We start from the raw sequence: 21121 nt of genomic DNA on the forward strand, positions 1-21121 counted from the left end.
ACCAGGCCGGGATCCTTTAAGCCCCAGACGTTTCGCCAGCCGGTGCAGGTTGGCGGCGGCACCTTAAACGACGGCGTCACGCAGGCGATGACCCGTAACGGCGTGACGCTGCAGGCGGAGAGCCGCGCGGTGGAAGCCAAAGAGCGGCTGATGAAGCACAAAATCAGCGCCGCGCCGGTAGTCGATGAAAACGGCCAACTGGTCGGCGCCATCAACCTGCAGAACTTTTACCAGGCCGGGATCCTTTAAGCCCCAGACGTTTCGCCAGCCGGTGCAGGTTGGCGACGTCGAGTTCCAGCGCGCGGGCGGTCGCCGCCCAGTTGCCCTGATGTGCCGCCAGCGCGCGGGCAATCGCCTCGCGCTGGAAATTATCCGTGGCTTCGCGCAGATTCACGTTACCCATTGCCGGCGCCGCTGCCGCCGCCTCGGTCGGCAACGTCGGCGCAGTCGCCGTAAACTCGAAATGCTGCGGCTCCAGTACTACGTCATCGCCAGCCTGAGTAGCCCGCGCCAGCACCACCGCGCGGTGAATGGCATGCTCCAGTTCGCGCACGTTGCCCGACCACGACCACTGCTGCAGCCTGTTTCGCGTTGCCTCACTTAAAATTACCCGCGCCAGCCCCATCCGCAGGCGGCACTGCTCGCAAAAATAGCCAGCCAGCAGCACCACGTCATTTTCCCGCTCGCGCAGCGCCGGAACCGACAGCGGGAAGACGCTCAGCCGGTGATAGAGGTCGGCGCGAAAGCGCCCTTCCACCACCTCCTGGCGCAGATCGCGGTTGGTGGCCGCCAGCACCCGCACATCGACCCGCAGGCTGCGGTCATCGCCGACACGCTGAATATCGCCATACTGCAGGACGCGCAGCAGCTTCGCCTGCAGCGCCAGCGACAGCTCGCCGATTTCGTCGAGGAACAGCGTGCCGTTATCGGCCATCTCAAATTTGCCGCTACGGTTGCTGATAGCCCCGGTAAACGCCCCTTTCACGTGACCGAACAGCTCGCTCTCCGCCACGCTCTCCGGCAGCGCCGCGCAGTTGAGGTACACCAGCGGGTTAGCCGCTCGCGGCGATCCCTGATGCACCGCCTTCGCCACCAGCTCCTTACCGGTCCCCGTTTCGCCGCTGATCAGCACGTTCAAATCCGAGGCGGCGACAATCTCGATCTCTTTTTTCAGCTGCAGCATCGGCGCCGACAGGCCGATGATCTCCTGACGCTCCGGCTGCGGGTAATTCACCACCTGCGCGGGCAGGACGTTTTGCGCTTCAAGGCGGGCGATAAGCAGCGCGTTATTCAGCGCCCCGGCCACCAGCGCGGCAATCAGTCGCAGCTCTTCATCGCTGAAGCTGTCGAAGCGGTCGGCATCCATGCCGTCAAGAGTTAGCGCGCCGATCAGCGTTTGCCCGGCAAACAGCGGCAACCCCACGCAGGCGTGAACCTTGAGGCTCTCCTGGCCGGGGATCAGGCCGTCATAGGGGTCCGGCAGGTCGCTGTCCGCCGGGAAGCGCACCACATCGCCGGCGCGGGCGATAGCCTCCAGCCGCGGATGCCCATCCAGTGCAAAGCGCCGGCCAAGCACATCCTGCGCCAGACCATCGATCGCCAGCGGCACAAACTGATGGGCCTCATAGCGCAGCAGCGCCGAGGCGTCGCAGCCAAGGATCTGCCGCAGGGTGGCGATCAGGCGCGAAAAGCGGTCGACGTGGCCGATATCGCTTTGTAAATCAATGGCGATTTTCGCCAGCGCCTCGACGGAAAAACTCATCATCGCTCCATTGTCATTTTGACAGCCCATATAGTCATATCGACTATTTTAATCATTGTCATTTTGACAGCAACTAAAATTATGAAAATTTAAAAATTCATTTTATTCAATAAGTTAAAAAACTGGCACGCAACTTGTAATACATCAATCAACTGACTTTGAACACACTGTATTAATTGAGGTTGCTATGTCTATTGTGGTGAAAAATAACATTCTTTGGGTTGGCCAACGTGACTGGGAAGTGCGTGATTTCCACGGCACCGAATATAAAACGCTGCGCGGCAGCAGCTATAACAGCTATCTCATCCGCGAAGAGAAAAACGTGCTGATCGATACCGTCGATCATAAATTCAGCCGCGAGTTCGTGCAGAATCTGCGCCGCGAAATCGACCTCGCCGACCTCGACTACATCGTTATTAACCACGCCGAAGAGGACCACGCCGGCGCGTTGACTGAGCTGATGATGCAGATCCCGGATACGCCGATCTACTGCACCGCCAACGCCATCGACTCCATCAACGGCCACCACCACCATCCGGAGTGGAACTTCCACGTGGTGAAAACGGGCGACACCCTCGATATCGGCAATGGTAAGCAGCTGATCTTCGTGGAAACGCCAATGCTGCACTGGCCGGACAGCATGATGACTTACCTGACCGGCGACGCGGTGCTGTTCAGCAATGACGCCTTCGGCCAGCACTACTGCGACGAACATCTGTTCAACGATGAAGTGGACCAGACTGAACTGTACGAACAGTGCCAGCGCTACTACGCCAACATCCTGACGCCCTTCAGCCGCCTGGTGACGCCGAAAATTAACGAAATTCTCGGCTTCAACCTGCCGGTAGCGATGATTGCCACCTCCCACGGCGTGGTCTGGCGCGATAACCCGACGCAAATCGTCGAGAAATACCTCGAATGGGCGGCGGATTATCAGGAAGATCGCATCACGATTTTCTACGACACCATGTCCAACAACACCCGCATGATGGCGGACGCCATTGCCCAGGGGATCACCGAGGTCGACCCACGGGTGGCGGTGAAAATCTTTAACGTCGCCCGCAGCGACAAAAACGACATTTTGACCAACGTTTTCCGCTCAAAAGGCGTTCTGGTGGGCACCTCCACCATGAACAACGTCATGATGCCGAAAATTGCCGGGCTGGTGGAAGAGATGACCGGGCTGCGTTTTCGCAACAAACGCGCCAGCGCCTTTGGCTCCCACGGCTGGAGCGGCGGCGCGGTAGACCGCCTGTCCACCCGCCTGCAGGATGCCGGGTTTGAAATGTCCCTGAGTCTGAAGGCCAAATGGCGCCCGGATATCGATGCGCTCGAACTGTGCCGCCAACACGGGCGCGACATCGCCCGCCAGTGGGCGCTCGCTCCATTGCCGGTTGCTGAAGCGACAGTCACGCCGGAACAACAGGACTGTGCCTGTGCCGCCGCCGCGGCCGCCGATCTCGGTCCCATGATGCAGTGCAGCGTCTGCCAGTGGGTGTATGACCCGGCGAAAGGCGAACCTAACCAGGATGTGCAGCCGGGTACGCCGTGGAGCGACGTGCCGGATAACTTCCTCTGCCCTGAATGTTCGCTGGGTAAAGATGTGTTTGATGTTCTGGCGACGGAGGCAAAATGAGTGATGGCATCGTCATCATCGGCTCGGGCTTCGCGGCCCGCCAGCTGGTGAAAAATATTCGTAAGCAGGATGCCGAGATCCCGCTGACCCTCATCGCCGCCGACAGCATGGATGAGTATAACAAGCCCGATCTCAGCCACGTCATCAGCCGCGGACAGCACGCCGACGATCTGACTCTGCAAAGCGCCGGCGAGTTCGCCGAACAGTACCACCTGCGCTTGTTTCCCCATACCTGGGTGAGCGATATCGACGCTGAAAACCATCGGGTGAAAAGCCTGGATAAGCAGTGGCGCTACGACAAACTGGTGCTGGCCACCGGCGCCACGCCGTTTATCCCCCCGGTGCCGGGCCGCGAGCTGATGCTAACGCTGAACAGCCAGCGCGAATATGGCGCGGCGCAGAGCCAGCTCCGCGACGCCAGGCGGGTGCTGATCGTCGGCGGCGGCCTGATTGGCTGCGAGCTGGCGATGGATTTCTGTCGCGCCGGTAAAGCGGTAACGGTGGTCGATAATGCCGCCAGCGTGCTGGCGGCGCTGATGCCGCCGGAGGTCAGCAGCCGTCTGCAGCATCGCCTCACCGGGATGGGCGTCCATCTGATGTTAAAAACCCAGCTGGAAAGGCTTGAACACACCGCCGACGGCATCCGCGTCAGTCTCGACCGCCAGCGCGCGATAACCGTCGATGCGGTGGTGGCCGCCGCCGGCCTGCGCCCGGAAACCTCGCTGGCGCGCCACGCCGGACTGCAGATTAACCGCGGCGTGGTGGTCAATAGCCAGCTGCAAACCAGCGACCCGGAGATTTACGCCCTCGGCGACTGTGCGGAAATCAACGGTACGGTACTGCCGTTCCTGCAGCCGATTTTGCTCAGCGCCATGTGCCTGAGTAAAAACCTGCTGGCGCAGGCGGGCGAACTCAAGCTGCCGCCAATGCTGGTGAAGGTGAAGACCCCGGATCTGCCGCTGCATCTGGCCGGCGACACCCGCCGCGAGGATCTGACGTGGAACATCGTGGCCGCCAAAGAGGGGCTGGTGGCGAAAGGGCTGGATGCGGCGAATCAACTGCGCGCCTTTGTGGTCAGCGAAGACAAGATGAAAGACGCCTTCGCGCTGCTCAAACAGCTGGTGAGTGAATGACCTTCCAGGCAGCCCTGTTTTGCCGTTAGTTTGCCGGGTGGCGGCTGCGCCTTACCCGGCCTACGGATGTAACCCGTAAGCTCAGATACGGTAGGCCCGCGCAAGCGCAGCGCCGCCGGGCACGTGTTCATTACCTCCCACGCATCCCTGTTACGCCGCCATTTTGCCGGGTGGCGCTACGCTTACCCGGCCTACGGATCGTCCAACCTGTCGTTAATATATTCACCATGGTTGCTGAAACTGCCGGTGCTGACGGCCTCAAAATCGCTGAGACGTTCCCGGAAGGCCGGGGCAGCCCGCATGGATGCGGGCTGAGGGCCGTGTTTTGCACGGACGCTGCCTCGGCCCGACCCGAAGCCTGCAGGGATAAGTCGAAGGGACCGCGCAGCGGCGATTTTGCTGGCCGGAGCCCGGGGGTACAGGGGGCGGCGGCGACTGGCCGCCCCCTGTGCGCTCCCTGCGCCATGCCAGGCATAACGCAGACGATTAACCGGGAGCGCAATGTACGCTGAAATCACACGCGACAGACGCTTTTTGCCGGAGTGAGAAAATGGCAATCCAATAACCGTATCTGCAATACACGCATCCCTGTTGCGCCGCCAGTTTGCCGGGTGGCGCTACGCTTACCCGGCCTACGGATGTAACCCGTAAGCCCAGATACGGTAGGCCCGCGCAAGCGCAGCGCCGCCGGGCAAGCGTTCATTACCTCCCACGCAACCCTGTTGCACGGTTAGTTTGCCGGGTGGCGCTGCGCCTTACCCGGCCTACGGATCGTGCGACCTGTCGTTGATTTACCCACTTGCGCGACTGAAACTGCCGGTGCTGGCGGCCTCAAAATCGCTGAGACGTTCCCGGAAGGCCGGGGCAGCCCGCATGGATGCGGGCTGAGGGCCGTGTTTTGCACGGACGCTGCCTCGGCCCGACCCGAAGCCTGCAGGGATAAGTCGAAGGTACCGCGTAGCGGCGATTTTGCTGGCCGGAGCCCGGGGGTACAGGGGGCGGCGGCGACTGGCCGCCCCCTGTGCGCTCCCTGCGCCATGCCAGGCATAACGCAGACGATTAACCGGGAGCGCAATGTACGCTGAAATCACACGCGACAGACGCTTTTTGCCGGAGTGAGAAAATGGCAATCCAATAACCGTATCTGCAATACACGCATCCCTGTTGCGCCGCCATTTTGCCGGGTGGCGGCTGCGCCTTACCCGGCCTACGGATGTAGCCCGTAAGCCCAGATACGGTAGGCCCGCGCAAGCGCAGCGCCGCCGGGCAAGCATTGCTCACCTCCCAGGCAACCCTGTTGCACGGTTAGTTTGCCGGGTGGCGCTGCGCCTTACCCGGCCTGCGGATGCCGCCCGTAAGCTCATAAGGGCAAAATAATTAACCGGAAGCGCAGGTTCGATTACCACTTAATACGTTGTTTCTGTCTGAGCCGACTCCTGCAGCGCCTGCAGAATATTGGCCGCGGCAGCGGTCCCCATTTTCACGTAAGAGGCATCGCTTACGCCACCCACATGCGGAGACAGAATCACATTATCGATCCCCTGCCAGATGTGGGGCGTGGTTAATGGTTCACTGTTAAAGCTGTCGAGCGCCGCCCAGCGCAAGGTCCCCGCTTTTAATGCCGCGGCCAGCGCCGCATCGTCAATCAACCCGCCGCGCGCGGTATTGACCAGGATGGCGCCCGGCTTACACTGCGCCAGCGTGGCGGCATTGATCATTCCCCTGTTTTGTTGCGTCAAGGGGCAATGAAGGGACAGCACATCGGCCTGCCTGAGCAGATCGTTAAGTTCAGCAACACGTTCACATCCCGGCGGGACCGCTTTCGCATAGGGATCGTAAGCCAGAACCTTCATACCAAAGGCACAGGCAATCTTCGCCACCCGGCTGCCAATGGCGCCCAGGCCGATGAGTCCCAGCGTTCTGCCCTCAAGCTCAAGCGATTTATGCGTGGATTTATCCCAGTGCCCTTCACGCAGGCGGCGGTCGAGCGGAATGACCGACTTAGCACAGGCCAAAATTAACGCCCAGGTATGTTCGGACACCGCGGCGGCATTCGCCCCGATCGCTGCGCGAACCAGAATGCCGCGCGCGGCAGCCGCCTCGACGTCAATAACATCAATGCCGCTGCCATGTTTGGCAATCACCTTCAATGCCGGGGCCGCATCCATAACGGCGGCAGTAATGTGGCCATAGCGCACCAGGATCGCGACGGGATTGTGCTGCTGGCACAGAGCGATCAGCTGGGCCTCTGTAGGCTGGCGGCCGGCAAAGACAAGTTCGTAATCTTCCAGCATCCCCAGCGCCGCGTCAGCCAAATCGCTGCCGGTAATCAGTACCACGTTTTTAGCACTCATGGCAGCGTCTCCCCTTCGCTCAGCATCCCCGCCTGACGCAGGGCGCCCTCCAGCCAGTGCGGACGTAGATCGCCATCGCGGATAGCAACCAGACGTTTTGCTTCCATCTCCAGTTTGCCTTTCGCCAGTTCGATGATGGTGCGGACTTCCTCGCGTGGGATAACGACCACGCCGTCAATATCCCCGACCACTAAGTCCCCCGCCTGCACCGCGGCGCCGCCGACCGAAATGGCATGATTGACCCGGCCTGGAATGAACTTGGTCGGGCCGCACGGGTTCAGGCCGGCAGCGAACACCGGGAAGCGTTGTTTGCTTAAGGTCTCCGCATCGCGAACGGCGCCATCGATAACGATCCCGGCGATACCGCTGGCCTGCGCCTGCGTGGCCATGATCTCCCCCAGCAGCGCGCAGGAGAGATCGCCTTTCCCGTCGATCACTAATACATCGCCAGGTTTAGCGACGGCCATCGCGGCGTGAATAGCCAGGTTATCCCCCGGGCGAACCTCGACGGTAATCGCCGGCCCGGCGACCGCCATATGCGGCGCCAGCGGCTTGATGCGGCCATGTAATGTGCCACGGCGTCCGGCCACGTCAGCCAGAATGGCGGCCTGAAATTCGGCGGCCTGACGGACTTCTTCCGCGGTAACACGCGCAATAGCAAAATTGATGAGTTTCTGTTGCGAAGCAGGCATGGTGACTCCCCATTTGTTTTACTAGATACAACTAATGTGTACTATATAAAACAACTATACGTGCATTGCTTCGCTTTTCGCCAGTGTTGCGAAGTTGTTTGTGATGTAAACACGAAGTTACTCACAAAATTCAGGTACAATTTTGTTCGGCAAAAAGGAGAACATGATGGGGAATGAAGGCGTAATTGCCGTTGAAAAGGCGCTGGCTTTACTTGATTGCTTCCGTCCCGGTAATGACAGTCTGACGTTAACGGAGCTGGCCCAGCTTTCGGGATATCACAAAACAACCGTTTATCGCCTGATGAATTCGCTTGAGCGAATGAACTACATCATCCGGCACGACGATGGCACCTATACGCTCGGCCACCGTCTGCTCTATCTTGGCAAGCTCTATGAGCAATCATTTGAACTTGCCAGAGTGGTACAGCCGGAATTGCAGGCGCTGTCACAGGCCTCCAGCGAAAGCGCAAGCTGGTATGTGATTGAGGGGGGGCAACGCCTGTGCCTGTTCCGCGCCGAAGCCTCCCAGGGATTGCGCCACAGCAACCTGCCTGGCAGCCAGTTCCCGCTGGATGGTTCCGCTATCAGTAAGGTTTTACGCCGCTGGGGATTGGGTGAATCGTTGCCGGAAGACGAACCGACGCTGCCGTTCTATACCTCCGGCGCGCGCGACCCGCACACCGCGGCCTTCGCCATGCCTGTGTTTGGCGTCCACGATAAACTGATCGCGGCGCTGGCCCTGACCGGGCCGGCATCGCGTCTGACGGAAGATCGTAAAGCGAGCGGCATCAGCCAGCTCATGCAGGAGACGGCCAACCGCCTGTCGCTCAAGCTAGGCGCCAGCAAGACATTCTGCGAAACGTTTTACGGTGTGAAAGAGTAAGCTTTGCTGAGAAGGCGGGAAAAATCCCGCCTTTGCTTATTAATGGGTCATCTGTTTTTCCTGCCTGGCCGTCTGCGAGTAACGGCGCCCCATGGCCAGCACCGCAATGCCGCCTGCCAGACACAAGCCTGCCAGCGGGAGCATCGCCAGCGTATGGCTTCCTGTCCGTTCGCTAATCATGCCGTAGGCATTCACCATCACCGCGCCGCCAATCAGGTTGGCGATCGCCCCGATGGCCGCCAGCCCGGCGGCGGCTGAGGTGCTGCTCATCCAGCCCGACGCCAGCGCCCAGAAGGGCCCCTTCATCGCATAAGCGCCAATCAGAATGGTGCTGAGGATCGCAATGGTGGCCGGCAGCGACAGATTGATAAACGCCGCAAACACGCCGCCCGCGATCATAAAGAGGGTGAGCGCCGTGTGCCAGCGGCGTTCATTACTTCGATCCGAACTGCGCCCCCAGACAATCATCAGCACCGAGGCCAGACCATAGGGGATGGCATTAAGCAGCCCGGTGGTCAGGTTATCCAGATGGAACGACTTCAGCAGCTGGGGAGACCAGACGCTAAGGGTCGTGCCGGCGGAGGAGGCACCGGCGTAAATCAGCGCCATGAGCCAGATTTGACGATGCTTCAACAGTTGCCAGGTGGAGGTGTGGCCGATCTGTTTCTGCTGTTGGCGCTCCGCCTGAAGCGTGTTTTCCAGCCATGCTTTCTGACGATCGTTTAACCAGCCAGCCTGGTGTGGACGGTCCCGCAAGATGAAAAACGCGGCTATCCCCAGCAGGACCGCCGGCAGCCCTTCAATAATGAATAACAGATGCCAGCCGCGCAGACCTAACCACCCATCCATCATCAGTATCAACCCGGAAAGCGGGGAACCGATAAAGTTAGCCAGCGGAATGGCCACCATAAACGAGGCGATGATCCGCGCCCGGTAGCGCGACGGGATCCACCAGGTAAGATAGAGCACCACGCCCGGGAAAAAGCCCGCTTCGGCAGCCCCCAGCAAAAAGCGTACGATGTAAAGGGAGGTGGTATTTTGCACCAGCGCCATACACATCGATACCACTCCCCAGCTGATCATAATGCGCGGGATCCACAATCGTGCCCCCACCTTCTGCATCGCCAGGTTGCTGGGTACTTCAAAGATAAAGTAGGCCACAAAATACAAGCTGCTGGCGAAGCCGAAAGCCGCCTTACTCAGGCCCAGATCCTGATTCATCTGCAGCGCCGCCATGCCTATGTTGCCGCGGTCAATAATCGATACCAGGTAGCTCACCACCAGGAAAGGCAGGATGCGCCAGATAACCCGTCGCATGGTTTCTTTTTCCAGCGCGTCGTTATCGCTCGCGCGGTGCGGTAATTGATCGGTCATGGTTTCCTCGCAGGGTTTCATTATGTTTATCAGGAAAACGATGTAGAGATGAAATAAGTTACTTCAGCTTGATGCCTCTGGTTTCCGGCGCTCGCCACACCACCAGCATCGCCGCAAGGAAAGCAACCACGGTCGTCGCCAGTCCCGCGGTGAAACCGCCAGCGTTGGCGACAGCGCCAATCAGTAGCGGCGCAATAAATCCGCCCAGACGGCCTCCGTTATAGGCGAGCCCCATCAGGAAGCCCCGGGATGAGGTGTCCCCGATGATTTCCGCCAGGAAGGGTCCCGAGCCCGCAAAAATACCGTTAACCCCGAAACCGGCCATGAAAATCGCCACCATCAGAATGAAGGGTTGCGTGGTCACAAGGTACAGCGCGACGGCAATGGCGCCGGTTAACAGATAAATCAGGAACATCGGACGGCGTCCCCACTTATCCGCCAGCACCGAAAACACCAGAAAACCCGCGATGGCCCCAGCCTGCAGCGCAAGTACAAACTTCAGGCTGTGCAAAAAATCCAGATGTTTGACTTCCCGCAGATAGGTGGGTGTCCAGGTAAATACGCCCCAGAACAGATACTGAATAAAAAAGATAAAGACAAAGGCCAACAGCAGACCTCGCAGATTCTGTTTACCCAGCTTGACGGCAGGTTGACGACTCGTCGCCTTCGCCTGTTGACGAGCAAGCCAAACCTGCGATTCCGGTGTGAACCAGGCGACCACACTCATAATGAATACCGGCAGCGCGCCGATCATAAACAGATAGCGCCATGCACCCTGCTCCAGGCCGCCGTTGACCGAGCTGACGATTGCCGTCAGGCTGATAGCCAGAATAGCGCCAACAGGTAAGCCCATTTGCATCAACGCGCCGCCGCGCGCGCGCCGTTCAGGTCGCCAGGTTTCAGCAATCAGCGCCGCGCCCGAGGTCCACATTCCGCCCATACCCAGCGCGCCGCAAAAACGTAAAAGCGCGAAATGTTGTTGATCGTGCGTAAAGGCTAACAGGCCGGAAAAGAGTGAATAGATGGCGATACAGATCAGCGCCGTTTTCACACGCCCAATTTTATCGGCGATAAAACCAAACAGGATCCCGCCAATAATCTGCCCCCCGGCCGTGACGCTGATAAACAGCCCAAGCTCGGCTTTATTAATACCGAACACCACGCCCAGCACTGGTAACAGCAATGAAAGGAGAAAGGAGTCGTAGCTTTCAAATGTCCAGCCAAGGCCGCCCAGCGCCAGCGTCCGCCTCTCAGCGACGCGTTGTGGCAATGCGTCAGGCGTCGCTTTAGTCGCAGTAAATTGATTTAGCTCGCTTTTACTGGTCATTGATATTCTCCACAGAGGTTAACCGATAACAGGTTGCGGCGGTACGCCAGAACAACTGCGCCTGTTCGTCAGGGGACGCCTGTTGCGCCAGGCGTTTGCAGGCGTTCCAGAAAACGCCGTAGCTGAACATGCCTTTATCGACGGGAAAGTTGCTGGCGAACATGCAGCGTTCGGCACCGAAAAGAGAAACGATGGTCTCAAACCACGGCATCCATGCCTGTGCCAGCATTTGCGAATCCGGCGGCGTCTCTGCCGCTGCGAAGTGAAACCCCCTGACCGTCATCCCAAAGCCGCTAATTTTTACGCATACGTTCGGCAGTTCCGCCAGACGTCGCATACCGTTTCGCCACTGCTGAAACATGTCCGGATCCCGTTCTGAACAGGGTCCAACGCCGACCGGCCCGCCGCAGTGATCGATCACAATCTGTAACGTTGGTATTTCCCGCGCCAGATCGGCAATCTCCTCCAGCTGCGTGTGGTAAACCCATACATCGAGCGACAATGCATGCCTCGCGAGACAGGCAGCGCCCCGGCGGAACGGAGCGCTCTGCGCCAGGCCTGCCGGTGGCGTAACCGGGCTGGAGGTTACCCGCGGATCGGGATGCCAGGCCAACGGATTGCGCATCCCACGCAGCCGCCCGCCGGATAACGCTATCGCGCGCTCAATGGCAGGCTGCATCGCGTCCCCCGCCAGTAAACTGAGCCCGCCGATGATGGCTTCGCATCCGAGCGCGTTTGCATAATGTCCGCTGGCGAACATCGCGGCGATACCGCTGGCAAACTCGATTTCACCAAGCGGTTTAAGCGTCTCCGGCCCGTCGCGACGCAACATAGAGCGGCATTGCACATAGACCGATGAGACAACGCGATGCCCTGAGGTCTGGATATCGTCGCTGAACTCATGGGTGAGATAGCGGCCGGTTTGCCGATCCCAAAGATGATGATGCGCATCAATGATGGGCAGCTCGGGTTGTAATGGCGCTTCACGATGTAACGCAAGCCACTCGTTTCTGACCGCAAGGTGCGGCGCGGTAACGATCTCCATGAACACCTCGTTTTGTTTTACCCTGTACAACAGTGTTTTATTTTACAAAACTACTATAACGAGGCCGCCGTGTTTTTATCCAGTTAACGATTGGTTTAAATGATGTAAATAAGAGGTGAATCACAGATGTATAAGGTCGTTAAAAGCGGGGGAAGGGAGGGGCTAACAGAAATTAATATGTTTTCAAGAAGTTAAAAATCAGCCTGAGAGACACCGATACAATGCCTCACCACGAGCAGCAGGCTCCTGCGTAAAACAGTGCGGGCAGCATACGCCACGCAGGCCCACGTAGCGCCGCCGGACAGTTGTTGTCGCCCGGCTTAGCGCAGCGCAAGCCGGGAAAATGCTGAACCTAACGCGCCAGATTATCGTAGCCGCGCCAGCGATAGTTGAGCACCGACAGCGCCCAACAGGCGACAAACAACCCGACCACCACAAACCCGGCGTCGCCGAGGTTGTCGTTTAACACCCCGACCCAGCGCCATATTCCGCCGCTGAGCGCAAACTTATCCATCAGCAGACCCAGCGCTTCCAGGCCGCCGATAAACAACGCCACCACCACCGAAGTGCCGGTGATGGTCATGTTGTAGTAAAGCTTGCGCTGCGGCTTGCTGAACGCCCAGCCGTAGGCGCCGACCATCAGCACGTTATCGAGGGTGTCCACCAGCGCCATGCCGCTGGCGAACAGCGCCGGGAAGACCATAATCGACCAGACGGAAATCCCGCTCGACGCGCCGGCGGCGGAGATGCCCAGCACGCCGATTTCAGTGGCGGTATCAAACCCGAGGCCGAACAGGAAACCGACCAGGTACATCTGCCAGCTGCGGCTGACCAGACGAAAGGTTTTGCCAAACAGCCAGCTCATCACCCCGCCGCCGCTGACGATCTCGTCGCTCACCGGCTCACCGCGCTTCCACGCCCGAAAGCTGCGCCAGACGCTGCGCAATATCACCAGGTTGATAAAGGCCATCGCCAGCAGAAACAGCGCCGACACCGCGGTGCCGATGACGCTGCCGGTGTCGTGCAGCCAGCTCATCTGCGCGCTGAAGGCCGTGGCGGTCGCGGCAATCGCCGCCGAGGCCAGCACCACAATCGACGAGTGGCCCAGCGAGAACCAGGCCCCGACGGCGAAAGGCCGCCGTCCCTGCTGCATCATCTTGCGGGTGACGTTATCAATCGCCGCGATATGGTCGGCGTCCACCGCGTGGCGCAGACCGTAGCCCCAGGCCAGCAGGCTGGCGGCCATCAGCGCGCCGCTGTCGCCAAAGGCCTGCAGCGCCCAGCTCCAGGCCAATAGGTTCGCCGCGATCAACCCCAGCACCAGTCCCGCAGCGCGCGGCTGCTGGCGTAAAACTGTCATTATCATTGTTGTGTTCCTTGAGCCTGTCCGCGGGCGGCGGCGATCACCGCCTGACCATAGGCGATTGCGCCGTCGCCGGCCGGCAACTGCTGCGCAAACAGCAGAGTAAAATCCGCCAGATAAAAGGTCAATCGCGCCGCCAGCAGGCGGTTATGCAGCACTCCGCCGCTGCAGACCATCGTGTCGATGCCGCGGGCGGTGGCGCAGTCGCGGGCCATCGCCGCCAGTCCGCTGGCCAGGGCGTCATGGAATGCCCAGGCTTTTTGCGCCGGGGTCGCCTGCCAGCGCAGCCACTGTCGCCAGAAGGTGGCTAAGTCCAGCGCATTGCCGCGCCACGGCAGCGTGACCGGATGGCAGACGCCGGAGCAGCTGGCGGCCAGCGCCTCCAGCCGACAGGCCGCCTCGCCCTCATAGCTCAGGCTCTCCGGGGCGCAGTCCAGCGCGCAGGCGACGGCATCAAACAGCCGTCCGCAGGACGAGGCGCGCGGCGCGTTAATGCCGCGATCGATAGCCTGCGCCAGCAGCGGCCAGTTGCGCTGGCGCAGCGTACCGGTCTGCGGGTAATCCTGCCAGTCAGGGATAAAGGCCAGGCACTGAGCCAGCAGATTACGCCACGGCTGACGCGCCGCCAGGTCGCCGCCCGGCAGCGCGACGGCCGGCAGCCCGCCGAGATGTTCGCACTGGCGATAGTTAACCCGCAGGCACTCCCCGCCCCATAGCGCGCCGTTCTCCCCCATGCCGATTCCGTCGAGGATCAGGGCGATGACGTCTCCGCCGTCGAGCGGCCAGCGGTGCTCCGCCAGGCACGCCGCGGCGTGAGCATGGTGATGTAGCACTGTCTCTACCGGCAGCGGCAGAGTCGCCGCCCACTGCGTCGAGCGATAGCCGGGATGGGCGTCAACCACCACCCGCTGCGGCATAAAGGCGTAGACGTTCTGCATCAGCTGTAGCGCGCTGCGCCACTGCTGCTCGACGCCCTCCTCGCCAAGATCGCCAAAGTGCTGGCTGAGAACCGCTTCGCCCCCGCGCGCCAGGCAGAAGGTGTTTTTCATGTCCGCGCCCAGCGCCAGCAGCGGCGGAACCTTCTCCAGACCCGGCGGCAGCGGCAGCGCATCCGGGACATAGCCCCGGGCGCGGCGCAGCATTTCTCCGCTCGAGCGCACCAGCGAATCATCCATCCGCTGCACGATGTCGCGGTTATGGAGCAAAAAGCCGTCGGCGATGTCGGCTAAGTCGTTGAGCGCCTGAGTATTACTTAACGCCGGCGGGCGGCCGCTAAGGTTACCGGAGGTCATCACGATAGGGCGCGCCAGCGCCTGCAGAAGCAAATGCTGCAGCGGATTAGACGGCAGCATCACCCCAACTTCCGCAAGCCCTGGCGCAATCTCGTCGCACAGGCCGGAGACCTGCGCTTTGCTAATCAGTACGATGGGCGCCGCCGGGGAGCCCATCAGCGCCGCGGCGTCGGCAGGTAACCCCGCCGCAGAGGGCAGCATCACCGCCAGCGGTTTCGCCGGACGGTGTTTCCTCGCCCGCAGCGTGGCAACGGCAGCGGGGTTGCCGGCGTCGCAGGCCAGATGAAAGCCGCCGACGCCTTTTATCGCCACGATGTCGCCCGCCGCCAGCCGGGCGATAGCCGACTGCAGCGCCGCCTCGCCGTTCAGCGTTTCCCCTTGCGCCCGCCATTCCAGTCGCGGCCCGCAGTCGGGGCAGGCCACCGGCTGGGCGTGAAACCGGCGATCGGCAGGATCGCGGTATTCCGCCTCGCAGGGCGGACAGAGCGGAAACGGCGCCATCGCGGTAAATGGCCGGTCGTAAGGCATCGCGCGAATAATGGTTAACCGCGGCCCGCAATGGGTGCAGTTGATAAAGGGGTAGCGGTAGCGGCGCGCCCGGGGATCATTCATCTCCGCGAGGCACGCCGGGCAGGTCGCGGCATCGGGCACGATCTGGGTGCGCATCCGTCCCGCCCCGCTCTCGCGGATGGTGAAATCCTGCGGCGGAGCCGCCCAGCGATAAGGGGCGCAGACGACGCTGTCGATCCGCGCCAGCGGCGGGCAGTGGGCAGCGAGGGCGGCAGTAAAACCATCATCGTCCCCGGCCAGCCGCACCAGCACGCCGTCGCCGTCGTTACAGACATCGCCGCAGCGCGCCTGCCCCTGAGCCAGCTGCCAGACAAAGGGGCGGAACCCCACCCCCTGCACTTTACCGCGAATGCGGATTTGCACCCCGTTCATGCCTGAGCTTACCAGGCCAGCGCCGTGCGGCGACGTTTTTCCTGGTTCATCTGCTCCAGCTTGTTGCGGTCTACGCAGACCAGGGCGTGCGTCGGGCAGACCTCCATGCAGGCCGGGCCGCTGTCGCGGTGGAAGCAGAGATCGCACTTGTTGGCTTCGGCTTTTTCCGCCACGACGTTCAGTCCGGCGCCGCTATGGCGGATCACCGGCCGCACCACTACCTCCATCGCCCCGTACGGGCAGGCGACGACGCAGGTTTTGCAGCCGATGCAGCGCTCCTGCATCACATGAACAAAGCCTTTATCGCGGCTGATGGCGCCGTTCGGGCAGACGTTGGCGCACGGGGCGTCCTCACACTGACGGCAGGCGGTGGCTGTGGAGACATTGACCCCTTTGATGACGTGAATACGCGGCTGAAAGGTGTGCGGCGTCAGGGAGGCGCAGTCCTGATGTTCCTGATGGGAGACCACGCAGGCTACTTCGCAAGTGCGACAGCCGATGCATTTGCTCGCATCGGCGATAATGAAACGGTTCATCCATTTCTCCAGCAGTAAGAGGGTTAGGCGCCGGAGTATGCATAATACGTTCCAGTTTTTATCTTATTGATAATAAGTAAAATTTAATGGTTAGCGCGCTGTCATCGTCAGTAGTGACGATGACAGCTGACGACGTCAGGCGCAGGGACCTGACACCAGCGACTCACGCTCGATCAGCGCCCCGGGGAAACTCTGCTGAACATTGAATTCCCCGCCATCGAGCATAAATATCAGGCGATTAATGCTCTCTTTAATCATCTCCGTCACCGGCACCCGGACGCTGGCGAGCGACGGCACCATGTACGGCGCCAGCACAATATCGTCAAACCCCACCACCGAGACCTGCTCCGGCACCTTAACGCCCAGCTGGTGAAGCTGCTTCATCGCCCCGATGGCCATATCGTCATTGCTCGCCACCAGCGCGCTGTAGGTCACCCCGCGCTGACGCAGGCTCTCCACCGCCGCCGCGCCGGTTTCCGGCGTCCAGCGCCCTTCGGCAATGAGCGCCTCGTTGAGGGTAATGCCGTGGCCAGCCAGCGCGTCTTTATAGCCAGCAAGGCGCTCGACGCCGGTGGGCGAGTCAAGGGAGCCGGTAATAAAGGCGATATCGCGGTGACCCAGGGCAATCAGCCGCTCCACCACCCGCATCGCCGATGCTTTTTGATCGGACCAGACGCAATGGCTGGCGTGGCGGCGCAGCCGGCGGTTCAGCACCATGATCGGCTGCGAGTGGTTCTCAACGATCTCGTCCATCTCATCGACGGTGAGAAAGCGCGGGTAGATGATGATCGCATCGCAGCGCAGATCCAGCAGATACTGGATCGCTTCCCGCTCCTCTTGCGCGCTGTGCTTGCCGTCGGCGAGGATCAGCTGCCGCCCTTTATCCTCCGTCATCCGCGCCACGTGGTACAGCAGCTCGCTGAAATAGACGCCGTGGTAGAGGGTGTTGGTCACCACCAGGCCAAGGGTTTGCGTGGTTTTGGTCGCCAGGTTGCGCGCCAGCAGATTCGGTCGGTAGCCGCTCTCCGCCACCGCCTTAAATACCCGGTCTTTGGTCTCCTGGCTGACATAGCCGTTGCCCGACAGCACCCGCGACACGGTCGCCTTCGATACCCCCGCGCGCTTTGCGACCTCCAGCATCGTTGCCATGTGATTCTTCCTGTTGCAAAAGTTGCAGGCAGTGTACTGCACGTTTCTGGCTTTTACAGCACCCCCTGCTCACCACCGCGATCCTGCTCGCCGCGACGCTTCGCGATCAAAATCACAAAAATGAGATCATCTTTTTTTATTTCTTGTGCAATCAAATGAAACTCACCATGATTTTGTGGAACCGGTTTCCTATAAAGCATGGTATCGCCCGACGATGCGGCGCGGTAACAGATCAGTACCCTATTGATAAACAGGATAAAATCCGATGTCGAAAAATTATGCAGCCCTGGCGCAACAGATAGTCGCGGCATTAGGCGGAGTCGATAACGTCGTCGCCGTGACCCACTGCATGACGCGTCTGCGCTTCGTGGTCAAAGACAACGAACAGGTCGATAGCCCTACCCTGAAAGGCCTGACCGGGGTGCTCGGCGTCGTGCGCAGCGATAATCAGTGCCAGGTGATCATCGGCAACACGGTCTCTCAGGCCTATCGCGAGGTAGTGAATCTGCTGCCTGGCGACCTGCGCCCGGTCGAGCCGCAGGGCAAAGCGCCGATCACCCTGAAACGCATCGGCGCCGGGATCCTCGACGCGCTGATCGGCACCATGTCGCCGCTGATCCCGGCGATTATCGGCGGATCGATGGTCAAGCTGCTGGCGATGATCCTTGAGATGAGCGGCGTGTTGCCGAAAGGCGCGCCGACGCTGACCCTCCTGACGCTTATCGGCGACGGCGCGTTTTTCTTCCTGCCGCTGATGGTGGCTGCCTCCGCGGCGGTGAAATTCAAAACCAATATGTCGCTGGCCATCGCTATCGCCGGGGTGCTGGTGCATCCCGGGTTTATCGAATTAATGGCCAAAGCCGCCCAGGGCGAACACGTCGAATTTGCCCTTATTCCGGTGACCGCGGTGAAATACACCTACACGGTGATCCCGGCGCTGGTGATGACCTGGTGCCTGTCGTATATCGAACGCTGGGTGGATCGCATTACCCCGGCGGTAACGAAAAACTTCCTTAAGCCGATGCTGATCGTGCTGATCGCCGCCCCACTGGCGATCCTGCTGATTGGCCCGCTCGGCATCTGGATCGGCAGCGCCATTTCCGCGCTGGTCTATACGATCCACAGCTATCTCGGCTGGCTGTCGGTGGCGATCATGGGCGGGCTGTGGCCACTGCTGGTGATGACCGGTATGCACCGGGTCTTTACGCCGACCATCATTCAGACCATCGCCGAAACCGGCAAAGAGGGCATGGTAATGCCGTCGGAGATCGGCGCCAACCTGTCGCTCGGCGGCTCGTCGCTGGCGGTGGCGTGGAAAACGAAAAACCCGGAATTGCGCCAGACGGCGCTGGCCGCCGCGGCATCGGCGATTCTGGCCGGTATTTCCGAACCGGCGCTGTACGGCGTGGCGGTGCGCCTGAAACGCCCGCTGATCGCCAGCTTAATCAGCGGCTTTATCTGCGGCGCGGTGGCGGGCATCGCCGGACTGGCCAGCCACTCGATGGCGGCGCCGGGGCTGTTCACCAGCGTGCAGTTTTTCGATCCAGCCAATCCAATGACCATCGTCTGGGTGTTTGGCGTGATGGCGCTGTCGGTAGTGCTGTCGTTTGCCCTGACGCTGATCCTCGGCTTTGAAGATATTCCCGTTGAACAGGCCGCCGCCGACGCCCGAGCGCGCCAGGCCCAGGCCCAGGCAACCCACGCCTGAACACACCATTAATAACGAGGTAACGCATGGCGAGTTTCCCACAGGGATTTTTATGGGGCGGCGCACTGGCCGCCAACCAGTCAGAAGGCGCATGGCGCGAAGGGGGGAAAGGGATGGCCACCGTGGATACCCTCCCCCACGGCGCCCACCGTCTGCCGGTAAAATTAGGCCTGGAGAAGCGCTTCACGCTTCGCGAAGACGAATTCTACCCCAGCCACGAGGCGATCGATTTCTACCACCGCTACAAGGAAGATATCGCCCTGATGGCGGAGATGGGGTTCAGCGTCTTTCGCACCTCCATCGCCTGGAGCCGCCTGTTCCCGCGCGGCGACGAGCAGCAGCCGAATCCGCAGGGCATCGCCTTCTATCGTTCGCTGTTCGAGGAGTGCAAAAAGCACGGTATCGAGCCGCTGGTGACGTTGTGCCATTTTGACGTGCCGATGCATCTGGTGATGGAGTACGGCTCCTGGCGCAACCGCAAAATGGTCGATTTCTTCAGCCACTACGCCCGCACCTGCTTTGAAGCTTTTGACGGTCTGGTGAAATACTGGCTCACCTTCAATGAAATCAACATCATGCTGCACAGCCCCTACTCCGGCGCCGGACTGGTGTTTGAAGAGGGAGAAAATCAGGAGCAGGTGAAGTACCAGGCGGCGCATCACGAGCTGGTGGCCAGCGCGCTGGCGACAAAAATCGCCCACGAGATAAACCCGCAGAATCAGGTCGGCTGCATGCTGGCGGGCGGTAATTTCTACCCTTACTCCTGCAAGCCGGAAGATGTATGGATGGCGCTGGAGAAGGACCGCGAAAACCTGTTCTTTATTGACGTCCAGGCGCGCGGCGCCTACCCGGTATGGGCCGCGCGGGTATTCCGGGAAAAGGGGGTCACCATTGCGAAGCTGCCGGGCGATGATGAGATCCTCAAAAACACCGTCGATTTCGTCTCCTTTAGCTACTACGCCTCGCGCTGCGCCTCGGCGGAGATGAACGCCAGCAACACCAATGCCGCCAACATCGTCAAGTCGCTGAAGAACCCGCACATTCCGGCCAGCGAATGGGGCTGGGGCATCGACCCGCTGGGCCTGCGCATCACCATGAACATGATGTACGACCGCTATCAGAAACCGCTGTTCCTGGTGGAAAACGGGCTCGGCGCCCGGGACGAGATTGACGCCAGGGGGGAGATCAATGACGACTATCGCATCAGCTACCTGCGCGAGCACATCAAGGCGATGCGCGATGCCATCGGCGACGGTATTCCGGTGCTGGGCTACACCAGCTGGGGCTGCATCGATCTGGTCTCGGCGTCAACCGGCGAGATGAGCAAGCGCTACGGCTTTGTCTATGTCGATCGCGACGACGCCGGCAACGGCACGCTGGCGCGCAGGCGTAAAAAGTCGTTCTTCTGGTACCAGAAGGTGATAGCCAGCAACGGCGCCGACCTCGACTAAGCGCGTCTCCCGCGCTCGCCCGTCTCTCCGCGCTAACCGGGGGACGGGCGCTGCTTTCTGTTTCATCTATTACATGTTTTTTTCTCGAGCCTGATTCCAGTTTCTGGTTTGCCTCCCGTTCACAACAACTGGTATTTTATCCAGTATGTTTTCAGGGGTATCTTCAGCAAGGAGCACATCATGAACGCACAGCACACCACCGCAGCCGGAGGGATCGCCAGGGCCATTCGCCAGTTAACCGTGGGATATGTCAGAAAACGCCATGAGAACCGCAAAACGCGGGAGACGCGGCGCTACACCCGCCATGCGGCGCTGAGCCTGAACGGCGACTGGCTGGAGCAGGCGGGATTCCCGGTCGGCACGCAGGTCAGAGTCTCGGTGTCGCCCGGTAAATTAGTGATAGAGAATCTTGAGCTGGCGCCGCCGGTAACGGGGCTCCCGGCCGGTCAGTCGCGCGCCGTCGGGGAGCCCTGA

18 protein-coding genes are annotated in these 21121 nt (G+C 60.6%); 7 read left to right on the forward strand and 11 right to left on the reverse strand.

The features are described 5' to 3' along the window. Positions 1–249: CBS domain-containing protein (locus ABLV52_RS20110; RefSeq protein ID WP_348890858.1), on the forward strand; the 249-nt coding region annotated here is incomplete at its 5' end. On the opposite strand, the gene norR is transcribed toward ABLV52_RS20110, so the two are convergent. Continuing rightward, on the reverse strand, positions 212–1762 hold the full coding sequence (gene norR, locus ABLV52_RS20115; RefSeq protein WP_348890889.1) for a nitric oxide reductase transcriptional regulator NorR: 1551 nt from the start codon (positions 1760–1762) through the stop codon (positions 212–214). The two genes, ABLV52_RS20110 and norR, sit on opposite strands and share 38 nt — an antisense overlap. 187 nt (positions 1763–1949) lie before the next feature. On the opposite strand from norR, the gene norV reads away from it, so the two are divergent. Both norV and norW read left to right on the forward strand, forming a co-directional pair. Next, a complete protein-coding gene (norV, locus tag ABLV52_RS20120; RefSeq protein ID WP_102007127.1) occupies positions 1950–3398 on the forward strand; it encodes an anaerobic nitric oxide reductase flavorubredoxin in 1449 nt (482 codons plus the stop codon). Further along, positions 3395–4531: an NADH:flavorubredoxin reductase NorW gene (gene norW / locus ABLV52_RS20125; protein WP_348890859.1), complete on the forward strand. Its 1137-nt coding sequence runs from the start codon at positions 3395–3397 to the stop codon at positions 4529–4531. Before norV ends, norW begins: the two co-directional genes overlap by 4 nt. 1406 nt (positions 4532–5937) lie before the next feature. Here norW and ABLV52_RS20130 read toward each other — a convergent pair. Together ABLV52_RS20130 and ABLV52_RS20135 are read right to left on the reverse strand one after the other, a co-directional pair. Next, entirely contained in the window at positions 5938–6885 is a 948-nt protein-coding gene (locus tag ABLV52_RS20130) for a hydroxyacid dehydrogenase (RefSeq protein WP_348890860.1), read from the reverse strand. After that, complete coding sequence (locus ABLV52_RS20135) at positions 6882–7577, reverse strand: diguanylate cyclase (RefSeq protein WP_032453868.1); 696 nt, start codon at positions 7575–7577, stop codon at positions 6882–6884. Before ABLV52_RS20135 ends, ABLV52_RS20130 begins: the two co-directional genes overlap by 4 nt. A 166-nt stretch (positions 7578–7743) precedes the next feature. Here ABLV52_RS20135 and ABLV52_RS20140 point away from each other — a divergent pair, with 166 nt between their 5' ends. Then, positions 7744–8460, forward strand: coding sequence for an IclR family transcriptional regulator (locus ABLV52_RS20140; protein WP_023290781.1), 717 nt, complete (start codon positions 7744–7746; stop codon positions 8458–8460). A gap of 39 nt (positions 8461–8499) precedes the next feature. Here ABLV52_RS20140 and ABLV52_RS20145 read toward each other — a convergent pair whose 3' ends face one another. The 8 genes from ABLV52_RS20145 to ABLV52_RS20180 form a co-directional block, all read right to left on the reverse strand. Beyond that, positions 8500–9834, reverse strand: coding sequence for an MFS transporter (locus ABLV52_RS20145; protein ID WP_023290782.1), 1335 nt, complete (start codon positions 9832–9834; stop codon positions 8500–8502). A 58-nt stretch (positions 9835–9892) separates the two neighbouring features. Further along, the gene (locus tag ABLV52_RS20150; RefSeq protein WP_032453870.1) at positions 9893–11161 is read right to left on the reverse strand and encodes an MFS transporter; all 1269 of its coding nucleotides are present in this window, start codon (positions 11159–11161) and stop codon (positions 9893–9895) included. Continuing rightward, complete coding sequence (locus ABLV52_RS20155; protein WP_032453872.1) at positions 11151–12206, reverse strand: amidohydrolase family protein; 1056 nt, start codon at positions 12204–12206, stop codon at positions 11151–11153. Before ABLV52_RS20155 ends, ABLV52_RS20150 begins: the two co-directional genes overlap by 11 nt. Before the next feature lie 352 nt (positions 12207–12558). Beyond that, a complete protein-coding gene (locus ABLV52_RS20160) occupies positions 12559–13572 on the reverse strand; it encodes a HoxN/HupN/NixA family nickel/cobalt transporter (protein WP_023290785.1) in 1014 nt (337 codons plus the stop codon). Further along, positions 13569–15803, reverse strand: coding sequence for a carbamoyltransferase HypF (hypF, locus tag ABLV52_RS20165; protein WP_348890861.1), 2235 nt, complete (start codon positions 15801–15803; stop codon positions 13569–13571). Before hypF ends, ABLV52_RS20160 begins: the two co-directional genes overlap by 4 nt. Before the next feature lie 8 nt (positions 15804–15811). After that, positions 15812–16339: an electron transport protein HydN gene (hydN, locus tag ABLV52_RS20170; RefSeq protein WP_004205658.1), complete on the reverse strand. Its 528-nt coding sequence runs from the start codon at positions 16337–16339 to the stop codon at positions 15812–15814. A 135-nt stretch (positions 16340–16474) separates the two neighbouring features. Next, positions 16475–17488 carry a LacI family DNA-binding transcriptional regulator gene (locus tag ABLV52_RS20175; protein WP_023290787.1) on the reverse strand — a complete coding sequence of 338 codons (1014 nt, stop codon included), beginning with the start codon at positions 17486–17488 and terminating at the stop codon, positions 16475–16477. Positions 17489–17541: 53 nt separating this feature from the next. Beyond that, positions 17542–17688, reverse strand: a complete 147-nt coding sequence (locus ABLV52_RS20180; RefSeq protein WP_156835060.1) for a hypothetical protein — start codon at positions 17686–17688, stop codon at positions 17542–17544. Positions 17689–17753: 65 nt separating this feature from the next. On the opposite strand from ABLV52_RS20180, the gene ascF reads away from it, so the two are divergent. The 3 genes from ascF (at position 17754) to ABLV52_RS20195 (ending at position 21121) form a co-directional block, all read left to right on the forward strand. Next, positions 17754–19196, forward strand: coding sequence for a PTS cellobiose/arbutin/salicin transporter subunit IIBC (ascF, locus tag ABLV52_RS20185; RefSeq protein ID WP_348890862.1), 1443 nt, complete (start codon positions 17754–17756; stop codon positions 19194–19196). Positions 19197–19222: 26 nt separating this feature from the next. Then, complete coding sequence (locus tag ABLV52_RS20190; RefSeq protein WP_044524501.1) at positions 19223–20647, forward strand: 6-phospho-beta-glucosidase; 1425 nt, start codon at positions 19223–19225, stop codon at positions 20645–20647. Positions 20648–20827: 180 nt separating this feature from the next. Further along, positions 20828–21121, forward strand: a complete 294-nt coding sequence (locus tag ABLV52_RS20195; protein ID WP_023290790.1) for a SymE family type I addiction module toxin — start codon at positions 20828–20830, stop codon at positions 21119–21121.

The sequence above is a fragment of the Klebsiella sp. GB_Kp056 genome, assembly GCF_040064755.1.
GTDB lineage: Bacteria > Pseudomonadota > Gammaproteobacteria > Enterobacterales > Enterobacteriaceae > Klebsiella > Klebsiella quasipneumoniae.